The following is a 14140-nucleotide window of genomic DNA, read 5'->3' on the forward strand; positions in this document are numbered from 1 at the left end:
AGACTTGCTATTGCTGCTAAGTATAACCCAGTTTTTTTGCGATTACTTCTATCTGAAGGATGAGTTCACTCTCAGGACGCGCTTAGCTTGCACGCTTGGTTCAAAAGCGGTTAAAATGCCGATCGACCTTGTAAAATGACTCTTAACTGGCAGGTACGGGGTGAAAAAAGAGCGTGTTTTATTGACTTATTTGGAGAGGATAGAAAATTTGCGATTCCTTTCTCGATAGCTTCGCTCGCGCGGGTTTATGTTGCTTTTTGATTTGACAAACCTCGCCTTTTTTAAAGTCATCCGATCGCTAGTCGGAAAACTTTGTATCCTAATATACAAAGTTTGGCAAAAATTTCAGACTTCCGATAGATTAACAATTGACAATTTATGCAGCGGGGTTAAACTCACCGAAGAGCACCTGTCTCAACAATACCAAAGAAACCAGGAAACGGCAATGATAAACCTAAGATTTTGCGCGAGTCTGCGGCAAGAAACCAAGGTGATGACATTTGCGCTGCGGGCGTAAGTTTAACCTCGCGCCCACAACAAAAATGTCAATCATCCCTCTAAGGGCGGGTTCGCCGATATCTGCGATCGAACGCAAAATATTCACGTAAACCCGCGACTAAAAAATAGCAGCAACTTTACAGTCGGCTGCTGTCAATTTTGGCGATTCCCCCTCCAAAGGCAAAATCTTGCACACTCGAACTCTTTAAGAAATCGTGGGGAAAACCCAATTCAATTGCACTTACTTTGTCTAACTGCTGCATTTGTTCCGGGGTTAATTCAAACTCCAAACAAGCGAGATTTTCCTGAAGTTGCGAGAGTTTGCGCGAACCCACAATTGGAATAACTTTGACTGGCTGTTGTCGCAGCCAATTTAGGGCTACTTGAGAAGCAGGCTTGCCAATTTCGGCTGCTATTTTGGTAACTTCGTCAGCAATTTTGAGGTCTCGTTCGTTAATTTTTCCAGAGTCCCGTGAATTAAGCCGTTTAGTTTCGGTGGCTGTTTCTGAAGTGTTGTATTTTCCTGTCAGCAAGCCGCCTGCTAGGGGGCTCCAAGCTGTGACGCCAATATCAAAGGCTTTTGCCATAGGGATCAAGTCCCGTTCGGGAGTTCGCTCTTTTAAAGAATACTCGATTTGCAAGCCGATAAATGGTGTCCAACCGCGCAGGTTGGCGATCGTATTTGCTTGAGAAATAATCCAAGCCGGCGTATCGGAAATGCCGATATAAAGAACTTTGCCGGCGCGCACCAAATCGTCAAAAGCGCGCATCACTTCTTCGACTGGTGTGGTAAAATCCCAAGCGTGCAGCCACAGCAAATCTATGTATTCAACTTGCAATCGCTTCAAACTTGCTTCTACTGCTTGCACCATATTTTTGCGGTGGTTGCCGAAACCGTTGATTTCGCCATTCTTCATGTTGAGGCTATACTTAGTGGCAACTACCCATTTTTCGCGATCGGCTGCGATGAAATCGCCGACATATTTTTCGCTAGTACCGTTGGTGTAGAGATTCGCGGTATCAATGAAATTGCCGCCCGCTTCTGCAAAGGCATCGAACATTTTACGGCTTTCGTCGTAGGAACCGCCCCAACCCCACTCTTCGCCAAAAGTCATGGTTCCGAGGCAGATTTCCGAAACGCGAAGTCCGCTGTGGCCTAGTAGTTTGTATCTCATATCACCCATCCGCTAGTTAATGGTTGTTAACAGTTTAGATCGGGATTTGCCCTGTTGCCATAAGTCGGGGGTGGCAGGCTTTTGTGGCGCTTTAGCGCTGTGCAGAATCTTGAATGTTTTGCCAAGTTAATTAAAATGTCGCAGCACGGGCGAGGGCCCGACGGCATCGCCCTTCATTTACTTTTAACACCACGCAGGGGCGATCGATACAGCACTTTTCAGGTCATATCAAATCCGGTAGCATCGGAATTATGTAGTGCGAGCTCTTAAGCTCGCACTGACATTATCCAAATATATTATTCCGATGCAACCGGAAACGATATCAGCCCTTGTAGGGAAACGGCAATGCCGTGTCCCTACGGATCGATCGATCGCTGTACTTCATAAACTTGCAATTCGCTATATCTGGCGCGATCGTCTTACTAATGTATTTAGGATTACATTGCTAAATTAAAAATACACTAAAAGTGAAAAAAAATATCTACCTTTAGATAGGTATTTTAGGAAGGAGTTAAATAAAAAAATTGTTATCTTAAATATCAGAAAACCAGATAGAACTAGAGAAAAAATTAATGTAGCTAAATTAACTTTTTAGCGTTATAGTGATTTATAGATTACAAAAACTAGGTGACTCACTTGGCTGATATCGTTGACACCGCCGTTGCGGCTGGATCTTTTACAACCCTAGTTGCTGCTGTCAAAGCTGCTGGTTTAGTAGATACTCTCAAAGGCGCTGGCCCCTTCACAGTTTTTGCGCCTACTGACGAAGCTTTTGCTAAGCTTCCCGAAGGTACTGTAGAAGCACTGCTTAAGGACATTCCTAAGCTCACAAAAATCCTGACTTATCATGTAGTTTCTGGCAAAGTTTTGGCCGCTGATGTGGTCAAGCTGACATCTGCCAAGACAGTTGAAGGTTCAGAAGTGAAAATTGATGCTTCCAATGGCGTCAAAATCAATGATTCTACCGTTACAACAGCCGATGTTGCTGCTGATAATGGTGTCATCCACATTATTGATGCAGTCTTGCTTCCTGCGTAAGCACAGATTTAGATAGCGCAATACTATCTTGAGGGCGGTGGCTGTTGTTAGCCACCGCCCTGTTTTAGTTGATAGTTGAAAGTTAAATATTTTACGCAGCTCGATAATTAAAATTATTGTAGAGTAGCGGGAATTGGCCGATCGCACGGGAGCATCTCAGTTTTGCAAAAAGCATTTTTTTATGATAGTGCGAGCGTCCCCGCTCGCGAGTACAATACGCGAGCGGGGACGCTCGCACTATAAATGCAAAACTGAGATGCTCCCGATCGCACTCAGCTTGACAAGCGAATTTCAAAGGTGGTACCCGCCACGCGATCCGTGGAATCAATCGAAAGCATCTGGAATCTCAAATCCTCAAGCCCCCGAATTTATCCGTGGGGTCAATCGAAAATCTCAAATCGAAAATCTCAAATCGAATGACTCTGCCCCAAATTTGTCGCTGCTGGAGTTACTGGCAAAACTGATTGCAGGCTAACTGCGACAGGTACTCTGGACAAAATTTTATCAAAAAAATAAAAACGTGCTTTAGCCAGCGTTAGCAATTGCCGATAATTAGCGCCCCACTTATTTTGCACTCTGGGGCTGATTTCCGGTTGATGCGTAGATACCATGCCACCAAACCCAACATTTCTCCGAGAAACTGGGTTTACGAGGCTTTGTCCTAATTAAGATACAATAAAAACCACAAGGAAAGTGCGATCGACATTATTTGACATTCAAGCTATGCAATCTACAACAACTCAGTCCGAGACAGAACCGGCGATGGACGCTCCCAAACACGGATTGCCCGTTACAATCATTACAGGATTTCTTGGCATTGGTTGATCCAGTTTACAAAGTTTTAGAACGCCAAGAAAATCTCGACTATCTAGTAGTCGAAACAACCAGATTCGCCACAGCCGGCGGCATTACAGACGATTTCACTCACCCAGACTTTGCACTGCCCGTAGAAAGTAAGTAGAAAGTAAATTTATGTCTGTGGAAATAGCAAAAAAAACTATTTATTTTAGCTACCGAATGGGAACATTTGACTCAGTTGATGCAGACAGCGATCGCACAACCTGCACTTACAGCCAAAACTCGAATTGCAGACCCCCGTTTTGTAGCTAAAAACTTTACTGGGAAACACCCAGTAGAGCCGTTACTAAATGTCATTTCACCCAAAAAAAGGAGCAATAAAATTTACACTTAAAATTTTTAACGACTTAGCTATAACCAAATAACCCTTTCTCTTAATGGGTAATGGGTAATTGTAAGAGGGCATTGGTAAGGGTAATTGGTGAGGGCGAACCCTAACAAAAAACAAATAACAACTAACAAGTAACAAATAACAACTAAATGCGTATAATTGTTGAAGGCTGGCGCTTTTTGCCGCACTCCTACGCGATCGCCAATCAATTTCAGCTACTAGAAATGCTGAAATATCCTAACTTAGAAATTTTCCACAAAGATATCCCATATCTAGACGAAAATTGGCAGCCAGCAACCGGTTTGTTAGACGCAACTGCTGAAGCAGCAATAAAAAATATTCCTCCCCCTTCCGCGTCTCTCAAAGCAGACGCTACGTTACGGATATCAGTACCTTACAATTTTGCACCCTCAAATACAAAACGGACGTGCTTGTTTGCCACAACAGAATGGGGAATTCTGCACAACGAAAACTTTAGAATAACGGGCGCAGCTTCCCTCCGCGAAGGCCACAGCAACTCCGATATAATTATTATTACGCCTTCCCATTGGTCGAAAACCGGATTTATCCGCAGCGGTGCGAATCCCGATCGCACAATTGTCATCCCCTGCGGCATCGATCCGAATATTTACAAACCTTTAACAAAATCGGAACGCGAAGCTTTGCGGAAACAGCTAGGATGGGACGGATTTGTATTTTTGAATATCGGTGCAGGATCTCCCAATAAAGGCATCGATTTATTGTTAAAAGCTTTCGCAGTTGTAGTTGAAAGTTATCCGGAAGCCAGATTAGTATTGAAAGGAGAAGAATCAATATATGAGTCGGATTCTCTGATCGCTCAAAACATAGACGAACTGACATTTGACGAAGCAGAAAAAGTTTTGCCGCGCATGGCTTACATAGGAGAAACACTGCCTTTTGCAAAAATGGCTCAACTTTATCAAGCCGCCGATGCCTACGTATCTCTTTATTTAGCAGAAGGCTTCAATTTGCCAGCACTAGAAGCAATTGCTTGCGGCTTGCCGCTTATCTGCACTAAAGGCGGCCCGACGGATGATTTTACAACTCCAGATTTTGCTTTGCACGTCGAAAGTACGTTTCAAGAAGGTACTTCTAACGATCTGCCGATATTTCGCCTGATGCCAGATTTAGAACATTCGATCGCCTTAATGAAAAATATTATAGAACAGCCGGACTTGTGCGATCGCTCTCGCGAAGCAGGCCCCAAATTTGTAGCGAGTGGGTTTACCTGGAAACACGTTGCAGACCAACTCCTAGAGGTACTTTTGCCAACTATTCGATCGCCAAATTAAACAGGGTGCGATCGCATAGTTGGTAACTTCCGATAATTAGCGCTTGCAGGGCGCTGTTCGGAATTCATATAAGATACAATAAAAACAACAAGTTTAAGCTTCAGACCTTATTTGACAGTCAATGCTATGCAATCTACAACTCAGTCCGAGACAGAACTGGCGATGGACGCTCCCAAACACGGATTGCCCGTTACAATCATTACAGGATTTCTCGGCAGCGGCAAAACAACCCTGCTCAACCACATCCTGACCAACCAGCAGGGTTTGAAAACAGCAGTTTTGGTAAATGAATTTGGCGAAATCGGCATCGACAACGAACTGATTGTCACCACCGACGACAACATGGTTGAGCTGAACAACGGCTGCATCTGCTGCACAATTAATGAAGATTTAGTTAATGCAGTTTACAAAGTTCTGGAACGTCAAGAAAATCTCGATTATCTAGTAGTCGAAACAACCGGACTCGCCGACCCGCTGCCAGTAGCGATGACTTTTTTAGGCACAGAACTGCGCGACCTGACTCGTCTCGATTCGATAGTGACAGTAGTAGACGCAGCCAACTACAGCTTAGATTTGTTCAACTCTCAAGCAGCTTACAGTCAAATAGCTTACGGCGATATAATTATCCTCAACAAAACAGATTTGGTTGAAGAAGCAGATTTAGATTTGTTGGAAGTTAAGATTCGCGATGTCAAAGAAGGTGCTCGAATTCTGCGAACAGTAAAATCGCAAGTTCCCCTACCGCTAGTCCTCAGCGTCGGATTGTTTGAATCTGACAAATATTTCCAATCTGAGGAAACTCCCAGCAGTCACGAACATCACGACCACGAACATCACGACCATCACGACCATCACGACCATCACGACCATCACGACCATCACGACCATCACGGTCACGACCATCACGGTCACGACCATCACGGTCACGACCATCACGGTCACGACCACTCCAACCATTTAGAAAATGACGGATTTACCTCAATTTCTTTCCAGAGCGACAAGCCCTTTTCTCTTAGGAAATTTCAATATTTCTTAGACAACCAACTGCCAACAAACGTGTTTCGCGCGAAAGGGATTATGTGGTTTGAAGAAAGTCCCAAACGGCATATTTTCCATTTGAGCGGCAAGCGATTTTCGATGGACGACGACGAGTGGAAAGGTGAGCGCAAAAACCAGCTTGTTCTCATCGGTCAGGGTTTGGATACCGAGAATTTGCGATCGCAACTCGAAAACTGTCTTTGTATGCCTTCAACCAGTCGCGGCAAAGGTTTTGGGAAAAACTAAATCTACTGGTTCCCAGGCTAGAGCCTGGGAACCGATGTCTAGAGGCTCTGCCTCTCTGGTACTTAGGAAGATAGGAGGCAGAGCCTCTGGATCTGCGTTACCAGGCTCTAGCCTGGTAACGAGTAATTACCTATTACCAATTACCGATTTCCAATGCGAGTCATCATCCAGCGAGTAAAATCATCTCAAGTCGAAATTGAAGGTCAAATTGTCGGCAAAATTGGCCGCGGACTTAACTTGCTTGTAGGTATTGCAGACACCGACACCGAATCAGAACTCGATTGGATGGCTCGGAAATGCCTAGAATTGCGTTTGTTTCCAGACTCGGCTAGAGATACCGGCCGCTGGGACAAGTCCGTACAAGACATCGGCGGCGAGTTGCTGGTTGTCAGTCAGTTTACGCTCTACGGCGACTGTCGCAAAGGTCGGCGACCTTCCTTCGATCGAGCAGCGGCTCCTGAAAGAGCTGAAATTCTTTATGAGAAATTTGTCGAAAAGTTGCGCCAGAGCGGCTTAAAAGTCGAAACAGGGCTGTTTGGAGCGATGATGCAAGTCTCGATCGAGAATGACGGGCCGGTGACTTTGGTATTAGAGAAAGAATCAGCGTGAATTGTTTGCAAACAAAGCTCTCTGTGCTTCTTCCTTCTTCCTTCTTCCTTCTGCCATAAGATCGAATTTGCAGATTAACCGGGTTTCCTAACTGCTGTGCCGTAGCTTCAGAATACATTGCAGTTCGCTACACTCTGCCGAGTCTCGATTCCGTAATCTCGATCGCCCAAAACCACCTCAAAAGGCCAGTTGGTAAATTGTCCACTCAGAGGCCCCAGAACACCGTCCATCTTTGTCGCGATCGCCCTACCCGACTAACAGCTCAGAATGCTTGTACAGTCTGGCTTTAAGGGCAATAAAACCAATCTTCCACAGCCAGCGCTTAGAATCAGATTCAGCAGCCAAAAACTGTTGCATGAGAGAGTGGAACACTCGCATCACTGCAATGATTTCTACTTCCCTAATATTCAATGTATGGAGAGTTGAATCAGCACAGCAAGCGAAACCGCCAGCAACTGCCGCCTCGCTCTCTGACAAATGTCCTCGCACGCTGTGCGCTACCAGATAAACGCCATGACTGTCAAAACTGCCGCCACCACCGCCAACTGCAACACCGCTTCTAACCTCAACTCCATTCCGGCCGCCTCCACCGAACAAACCGCCGAAATCAATACAGTTTCCAGCATCAATACCCTGGCTTTGGCTGAGTTCGCCCTCAAAGAATTGCAAGCAGAGATGAAAACTGCCAGCCGCAGCGCTCAAGCAGTGGCGATGCGGATTGCTAAGGAAGTCGAACGGATTTGCCAAAAAAGCGATCGCATCCAAATTTCTGGCGAAGTGGAAGCTTGGCAAATCACCTTGGCCGAGCACCGGTTGCAAAAAACCCTGCAATACTACCGCCTCGGTTCAAAACAAGGCCGCGTCGAATTGCACTCCCACCTCGCGGCGATGGTTTACCGCCATGTTGCTTCCTTCCGATCGAACTTGAACTTTCAAGCTCGCTACAACATGATTGAAGACTTTTTGCAAGGCTTTTACATCGAATCTCTGCGAGCTTTCCGCCGCGAACACCAACTCGATGCCACCTACCAGCCCCGCACGCAGCTAGAATTGGCTGAGTACATGGCTTTCACCGAACACTACGCCAAACGCCAAATTGGTTTGCCCGGCCGCAACCGCCAGCGCCTGATCGTGTTGCGCGCTCAAGGATTTGCCAAGGGCCAACCTCCCGAAACTGCGATCGACATTGAAATGGCTGTAGAGTCGGGCAAGGGAGAAGATGCGGAAATGCACAGCCGCTCTCCGGCGCTGCAACAAGTGCGCGAGCAAATGGTATCGGAAACTGTCGATCCGGCTGATGCAGTGCTGCGCGATCGGGTAGTCTCGGAATTGATTGCTTATTTGGAAGCGCAAAATCAACCAGAATGTGTGGACTACCTCACTTTAAAACTGCAAGACCTTTCTGCTTCAGAAATCGATCGCGTTCTCGGTTTGTCTTCCCGCCAGCGCGACTACTTGCAACAGCGGTTTAAGTACCACGTCGAAAAATTTGCCCGCACTCAAAATTGGCAACTCGTACACGAATGGCTGGGTGCTGATGTCGATCAAAAGCTGGGAATGACTTCTGACAAATGGGAAGCATTTCGCGCTCAACTCTCGCCGGAAATGCAGCAACTGTTAGAAATGAAGCGGAATCAAGAAAGCGACAAGGCGATCGCCACCGCGCTCAAATGCACTCCCAAACAAGTCCAAAAACGCTGGGCGCAACTGTTGGAGCTGGCTAGCCAGACTCGCAACAGCAGCCAAGCTTAACTGGTACTAGAATATGAATGCAACTGTTTTCTTGAGACTGGAAAATGCGATCGGGTGCGGCACCTGCACAGGAATGCCCGCCCCGCAGTCCACCTTCAAATCTCCCACGGTCGATGTTCGATTATGAAAGCTTTTGAGCTAATTAAATATATTAAAACAGCACTACTTTTTTTTAAAATTTATCATTCCCAGGTCATCCCTGGGAATTTGTTTTTAGAGTAGAAACGGGCAAGATGCCCGTTCCACAAAAATTCAATTTTCTTGTGGAACGGGCATCTTGCCCGTTCTTGAGAATGATGCAACATATGAGTTTCAACCGCCGAGTCTCATAAATAGCGTAGCGAACCCGGATTTGGTATGATAATCAGCACCAACGATCGCGCCCCAACAGGTACTATAAAATTTATGTGTCTCAATCCCGGAGATATACTAGCTGGACGCTACCAAATCATTGATAGATTAGGACAGGGAGGATTTGCTAGAACCTACACGGCTCAAGATTTACAAAATCCCGATCGTCCTCCGTGCGTAATTAAAGAAATTCTTTGTCGCGAACCCGAAAAGCCCGATGTATTGGCACAAGCAACGAGGCGATTTCAAAGAGAAACTAGGGCTTTGCAGACTCTGGGCAATGACTCGCGCATTCCACAATTGTTCGATCATTTCGATGATGAAAATGGCAAATTTTACTTAGTTCAAGAATTCATTGAAGGAGTACCCCTCACTCAAGAACTCTGTCAGGGCCAGCAATGGACGGAAGCAGGTGTAATCACCTTTTTACAAGAAATTCTAGAAATTTTAATTTTTGTTCACCAAGCAGATGTTATTCACCGGGATATTACACCTTCTAACTTAATTCGGCGCACAAACGATGGTACAATTGTACTGATTGATTTTGGAGCTGTCAAAGAAATCAGCACTTTCACCTCTAACAGTAGAGGTGAAATATTCACATCGCAGGCGATCGGCACAACCGGTTATATGCCTGCCGAACAATATAGGCCGCGATTAACTCCGCAACCCTACAATGATATTTATACAGTAGGAATTGTCGCTATTCAAGCTCTCACCGGCCGACATCCTAGAAATCTACCACATGACTCCGATACTGGCGAAGTTATCTGGGATTATTCAACATCCGATCGACCGATGTTACAAGTTAGCGATGGTCTCAAAAATATTTTAAATCAAATGGTGCGTTACCACTTTCAGCAGCGCTACCAATCTGCTACTGAGGTGTTGCAAGCCTTGGATTCTCTTCAATTGCCACAGCCGATCGCATTGCCACAGCCGATCGCATTGCCACAGCCGATCGAATTGCCACAGCCGATCGCATTGCCACAGCCGATCGCATTGCCACAGCCACCAGGTAGATTAGCTCGATGGAACTTTCGCTGGTTGTTGTTCCCAGTTGCGGGACTGGGCGCTGCATTGGCGATCGCCTATTTTATCCACCTTTTACTTCGACAACAAAGTTCATTAGATCGTGTTGAGCGAGTCAGCGCGGGAGAAGAACTCATCATTCAAGCCTCGCCATTGTGGTCAAAACAAAGAGCAATTAAAGAGTTTGCCGCTGGAAATTATCCAGAAGCTTTGAAATTGTTCAAACAGTCGTGGCGAGAAGATCGTAAAGATCCAGAAACTGTAATCTACATGAATAATGCGCTGCTGATGGCAACAAAAGCAGAGTATTACACGATCGCGATCGTTGTTCCCATCCGTAGAAATCAGGACGGTAGTATCATCAATGCCAACTTAGCCGAAGAACTACTGCGCGGCGTTGCTCAAGCTCAAACCGAAGTTAATTTAGGCCTGATCGCTGTAAATGATAACAATAAAGATTTTCCCGGTCAAGAATTTATCGAACCAAAAGGTATTAATGGCAAAGGTCTGAGAGTAATCATTGCCGATGATGGAAATATCAAGTCAGAGGCAGTTAAAAGAGCCAATTCTTTAGTTGCTGAATCGGATATTTTAGCAGTCATCGGACACTACACCAGTGATATGACTGTGGAAACAGTAGATATTTATAATGTCAATAAATTAGTTGCGATTTCGCCAGGAAGTACCACGGAAGAACTGACCAGGAAACCTCGAAACTTTTTCTTTCGGACTGCTCCCACCACCAGCATAGAAGCTGAATCTTTAGTCACTCAATTATTCAAAGTAGGTCAAGAAAAAGTCATCGGCTTTTACAATCCTAATAGTCCATTCACTGCTTCTTTATGGGAAGAATTTCAAAAGCTATCGAAAACCAAAGGAATTTCACCAGTCAGGATAAACGGGTTTTACGACTTGTCTAGCAAAGATTTCACCGCTGAAAAAGCAATCAAAGAAATCAATAAAATTAATAACAACGGAAAAACAGCCTTAGTTCTAATTCCTGACGCTCAAGTCACTAATGCCTTAGAAAATGCGATCGAAATGATTAAAGCTAACGGCGATCGCAATTGGATTGTCGCGCCCTGGACGGTGTACGAACCGAGAACTTTAGAAGCTGCATCCCAGCTAAAATCTATCGAAAAACTTGCTATATCTGTGTTTTGGCATCCCTTAACAAGTTTTGACAAAACATTTCCTGAAAATGCTCAAAAATTGTGGGGAGGCCCGGTGAATACTCGATCGGCTTTAACCTACGACGCGAGTCGGACGCTGATTAAAGCCCTAGAAATGCAGCCGGAACCAAGCCGCGAGGGAATGCAACAAACCTTAGCCGATCCAAATTTTAAAGCCGAGGGAGCTACAGGTATAATTGAGTTTTACCCGAAAACCGGCAATCGGAAAAACCCTCCTAAAGGATTGGCGCATATCGTTCGATGTTCTAAAGAACTATATGGCTTTACATTTGTGCCGATCGAATTTCCCACAGCCGCAGCCGCAGGTTTAAAGTGCGATTGAATTAATATCTTGTGGCATTCTCAACAAACCTGTAGAGGCAGGTTTTACCGATCGTAATTGCCTAAAATCAATAATCTCATAAACCCGCCCCCGCACCACGGTAAATCGCTATTGTAACTATCGCGATCGGTGCAACATATCAATTTATTCGATATATTAAACAAGGCTAGTTTTTTTTATAGAAACCCTTATGGCTGTCAATATCGCTCCCTGCCACGATTCTAGTCTCAAACCAGAAGCCCAAAATAGCTCAGCACTCAAACAAGTCTTCCAGACAATTGATGTCGATAGCTGTCCGGGTTCCTATAACTTCCACCTGCACACAATTAACTCTGACGGGCGATCGCAGTCAGAAAAAGTGATGGAACAAGCGATCGCGATCGGTCTCAAAGGCTTAGCTATCACCGACCACCACAGCACCAAAGGCTACGACCAAGCTCAAATTTGGTTGGATAATTGGAAATTAAACCATCCCAAGAACAACATCGCAGCACCAACTCTATGGACGGGCGCTGAAATTAATGCCGAATTGCTCAACAACGACGTACACATTCTCGCTTACGCCTTCGATCCGCAACATCCCAGTCTCAAACCTTACTTGCGAGGTGATAAAGGTACGGTAGGTAGCGATAATTATCCAGCCGCAAAAGTAATTAAAGCTATTCAGGAAGCAGGAGGTTTAGCAGTTCTCGCACATCCTTGCCGGTATCGATCGACCGCAGATAAACTCATCCCAGAAGCCGCTCGTCTTGGCATTGACGGCGTAGAAACATACTATGCTTACAATAATCCCAATCCTTGGAAACCAAGCCCCAAACAAACTGCTTTAGTCAAAGATTTAGCAGAAACTCACCGTTTGCTTGGAACTTGCGGAACCGATTCTCACGGTCTCAGTCTGTTAATCCGAATTTAGATAGTAGGGTTATTAGTTATTAGTTATTGATTATGATAACTAGCAAATAACAAATAACAACTAACAACTAACAACTAACTAATTACTTCTTCCTTCTGCTATATCAAATCTAGCAGGTTGAAACCAGTCGCCATTCTACCGTTCTGGGAACAACTGACAGGCCCTGTTAGTTGGCTGATTTGCCCAATCCAAGCGAGAATTCCCAAACCGATCCATCCAACCTTCCAAATAAGCCCGATTAGCCTTTTTTTCCTCTGGATCTGATGTATTCATGGGATGAGGTGCTAAACCCAAAATAGTCGCCGTCGTCACGCAAAACATCGACTTCTGAAAACTCTGGCAAATTTGCACCCGCACATCGTCTTCACCCCGACAGCTAGTGCGATAAACTTCGTGCAAATACTCCGGCAAATAATGCCGCATATCTTGCATTAATTGAGTTGGCGGAATCCCTGCACCTCCGATCGGTAAAGGGTCAGCAAACAAAGCCCCGTAGGCAAATTCTCTTTGTTCTTCCGGGATTTGATGAGCTTGCGCGTTGTATGAAACTGTGCCAAAAAACGCCGTGCCCCGAAAGAAAACAGCCTCTACATAAGGCACCGCTACATCTGGTAAAAATGTCAAATTAGCCGTCGCTGGCAGTATATCGTAGACTTGAGGGCCAATCTTGACGCTGTAGGTAATCGGTAGGCTGGCCGCGGCGACTAAACCGGCTTTGACAAAATCAACTACATCAGAAATAGACTTAGTTTCCCCTCGATCGTAGGAATCAGATAAGTCCATGAATAAATCGCTCATTACCCGCCAAAACTGACCGAGACCGGTGTAGTAAGCCAGCATCCGCACTTGTTCGGGCAAAAAATCGGGAAATGCTTTGTGGAGTCCCTGCATGAAAAAATTGCCTTTCAATTTAGCCGCGATCGCCCTTTCTGTCAAACTGCTAAATTCCGGCGAATCCAAATAACTGTCCAAACCGCCGCCGCCGTGCCAAAGCATTGTTCTCATGCAATACTCCGCATACTCAAAATTAATGCGATCGTGCCACCAATAGCGGATTAACTTCGGCAGCGTCACCTCTCCGTTGAAATATTTGAAAAATGGAAAAAGCACTAAAAACTGTTCTTCTGCGATGTAGTTGAGATTGCGGGAGTAAGCATCGAGAACCACACCGTAACTTTTGAGAACCCCGACAACTTCTACTACATTTTCCGCAGATTCAGGAAGTAAAGCTTTGCCTGACTCCAAGAGGTCAATGTATGCGGCTAGGGGATGGACAGACGGTTTTAATACGGTACTTGTCATCTGGATTCAGCCTGAATTTAATAACTATTTTTTTACTCTTTATAACAGTGCAATTATATCATTTTTTGCAACAGTTGCTACCTAAAAACATAAATATTTATTTTATTTTGATGTAAAAATACTTATCCTCCTCGACGCACTCTCGATCGCATAAAGCGGGTTTTTTACG

At 45.1% G+C, this 14140-nt stretch carries 11 protein-coding genes; 8 read left to right on the forward strand and 3 right to left on the reverse strand.

The annotated features are described in order from the left end of the window. Positions 1 to 635 precede the first annotated feature (635 nt). Positions 636 to 1673 (reverse strand): aldo/keto reductase, encoded by a 1038-nt coding sequence (locus QUA56_RS18200; RefSeq protein ID WP_333360061.1) that lies wholly within the window; start codon positions 1671 to 1673, stop codon positions 636 to 638. 636 nt (positions 1674 to 2309) lie between these two features. On the opposite strand from QUA56_RS18200, the gene QUA56_RS18205 reads away from it, so the two are divergent. The 5 genes from QUA56_RS18205 to dtd all read left to right on the forward strand — a co-directional run bounded on the left by QUA56_RS18205 (position 2310) and on the right by dtd (position 7106). Next, on the forward strand, positions 2310 to 2711 hold the full coding sequence (locus QUA56_RS18205) for a fasciclin domain-containing protein (RefSeq protein WP_333360064.1): 402 nt from the start codon (positions 2310 to 2312) through the stop codon (positions 2709 to 2711). 817 nt (positions 2712 to 3528) lie between these two features. Beyond that, a complete protein-coding gene (locus tag QUA56_RS18210; RefSeq protein WP_333360066.1) occupies positions 3529 to 3672 on the forward strand; it encodes a hypothetical protein in 144 nt (47 codons plus the stop codon). Positions 3673 to 4049: 377 nt separating this feature from the next. Beyond that, the gene (locus QUA56_RS18215; RefSeq protein WP_333360069.1) at positions 4050 to 5213 is read left to right on the forward strand and encodes a glycosyltransferase; all 1164 of its coding nucleotides are present in this window, start codon (positions 4050 to 4052) and stop codon (positions 5211 to 5213) included. 126 nt (positions 5214 to 5339) lie between these two features. Beyond that, the gene (locus QUA56_RS18220; RefSeq protein ID WP_333360071.1) at positions 5340 to 6497 is read left to right on the forward strand and encodes a GTP-binding protein; all 1158 of its coding nucleotides are present in this window, start codon (positions 5340 to 5342) and stop codon (positions 6495 to 6497) included. A 153-nt stretch (positions 6498 to 6650) separates the two neighbouring features. Then, entirely contained in the window at positions 6651 to 7106 is a 456-nt protein-coding gene (gene dtd / locus QUA56_RS18225) for a D-aminoacyl-tRNA deacylase (protein ID WP_333360073.1), read from the forward strand. A 246-nt stretch (positions 7107 to 7352) separates the two neighbouring features. Here the strand turns inward: dtd and QUA56_RS18230 are convergent, their stop codons facing one another. Then, positions 7353 to 7583 carry a hypothetical protein gene (locus QUA56_RS18230; RefSeq protein WP_333360076.1) on the reverse strand — a complete coding sequence of 77 codons (231 nt, stop codon included), beginning with the start codon at positions 7581 to 7583 and terminating at the stop codon, positions 7353 to 7355. Positions 7584 to 7619: 36 nt separating this feature from the next. Between QUA56_RS18230 and QUA56_RS18235 the strand changes: the two genes are divergently transcribed. From QUA56_RS18235 to QUA56_RS18245, 3 genes are all read left to right on the forward strand, one after another. Further along, the gene (locus QUA56_RS18235) at positions 7620 to 8858 is read left to right on the forward strand and encodes a HetZ-related protein (protein ID WP_333360079.1); all 1239 of its coding nucleotides are present in this window, start codon (positions 7620 to 7622) and stop codon (positions 8856 to 8858) included. Positions 8859 to 9215: 357 nt separating this feature from the next. Beyond that, positions 9216 to 11756 carry a protein kinase domain-containing protein gene (locus QUA56_RS18240; protein WP_333360081.1) on the forward strand — a complete coding sequence of 847 codons (2541 nt, stop codon included), beginning with the start codon at positions 9216 to 9218 and terminating at the stop codon, positions 11754 to 11756. 190 nt (positions 11757 to 11946) lie between these two features. Continuing rightward, a complete protein-coding gene (locus QUA56_RS18245; RefSeq protein ID WP_333360084.1) occupies positions 11947 to 12669 on the forward strand; it encodes a PHP domain-containing protein in 723 nt (240 codons plus the stop codon). Positions 12670 to 12804: 135 nt separating this feature from the next. Here QUA56_RS18245 and QUA56_RS18250 read toward each other — a convergent pair whose 3' ends face one another. After that, the gene (locus QUA56_RS18250; protein ID WP_333360086.1) at positions 12805 to 13971 is read right to left on the reverse strand and encodes a CO2 hydration protein; all 1167 of its coding nucleotides are present in this window, start codon (positions 13969 to 13971) and stop codon (positions 12805 to 12807) included. Between the last annotated feature and the right edge of the window lie 169 nt (positions 13972 to 14140).

It is taken from the genome of Microcoleus sp. N3A4 (genome assembly GCF_036701805.1).
Taxonomy (GTDB): domain Bacteria; phylum Cyanobacteriota; class Cyanobacteriia; order Cyanobacteriales; family Microcoleaceae; genus Microcoleus.

Bases quoted from the DNA above. Each gene is read 5' to 3' on its own strand.
- QUA56_RS18200 (WP_333360061.1), bottom strand. From the start codon at position 1,673: ATGAGATACAAACTACTAGGCCACAGCGGACTTCGCGTTTCGGAAATC.
- QUA56_RS18215 (WP_333360069.1), top strand. From the start codon at position 4,050: ATGCGTATAATTGTTGAAGGCTGGCGCTTTTTGCCGCACTCCTACGCG.
- QUA56_RS18220 (WP_333360071.1), top strand. From the start codon at position 5,340: ATGCAATCTACAACTCAGTCCGAGACAGAACTGGCGATGGACGCTCCC.
- dtd (WP_333360073.1), top strand. From the start codon at position 6,651: ATGCGAGTCATCATCCAGCGAGTAAAATCATCTCAAGTCGAAATTGAA.
- QUA56_RS18235 (WP_333360079.1), top strand. From the start codon at position 7,620: ATGACTGTCAAAACTGCCGCCACCACCGCCAACTGCAACACCGCTTCT.
- QUA56_RS18240 (WP_333360081.1), top strand. From the start codon at position 9,216: ATGATAATCAGCACCAACGATCGCGCCCCAACAGGTACTATAAAATTT.
- QUA56_RS18245 (WP_333360084.1), top strand. From the start codon at position 11,947: ATGGCTGTCAATATCGCTCCCTGCCACGATTCTAGTCTCAAACCAGAA.
- QUA56_RS18250 (WP_333360086.1), bottom strand. From the start codon at position 13,971: ATGACAAGTACCGTATTAAAACCGTCTGTCCATCCCCTAGCCGCATAC.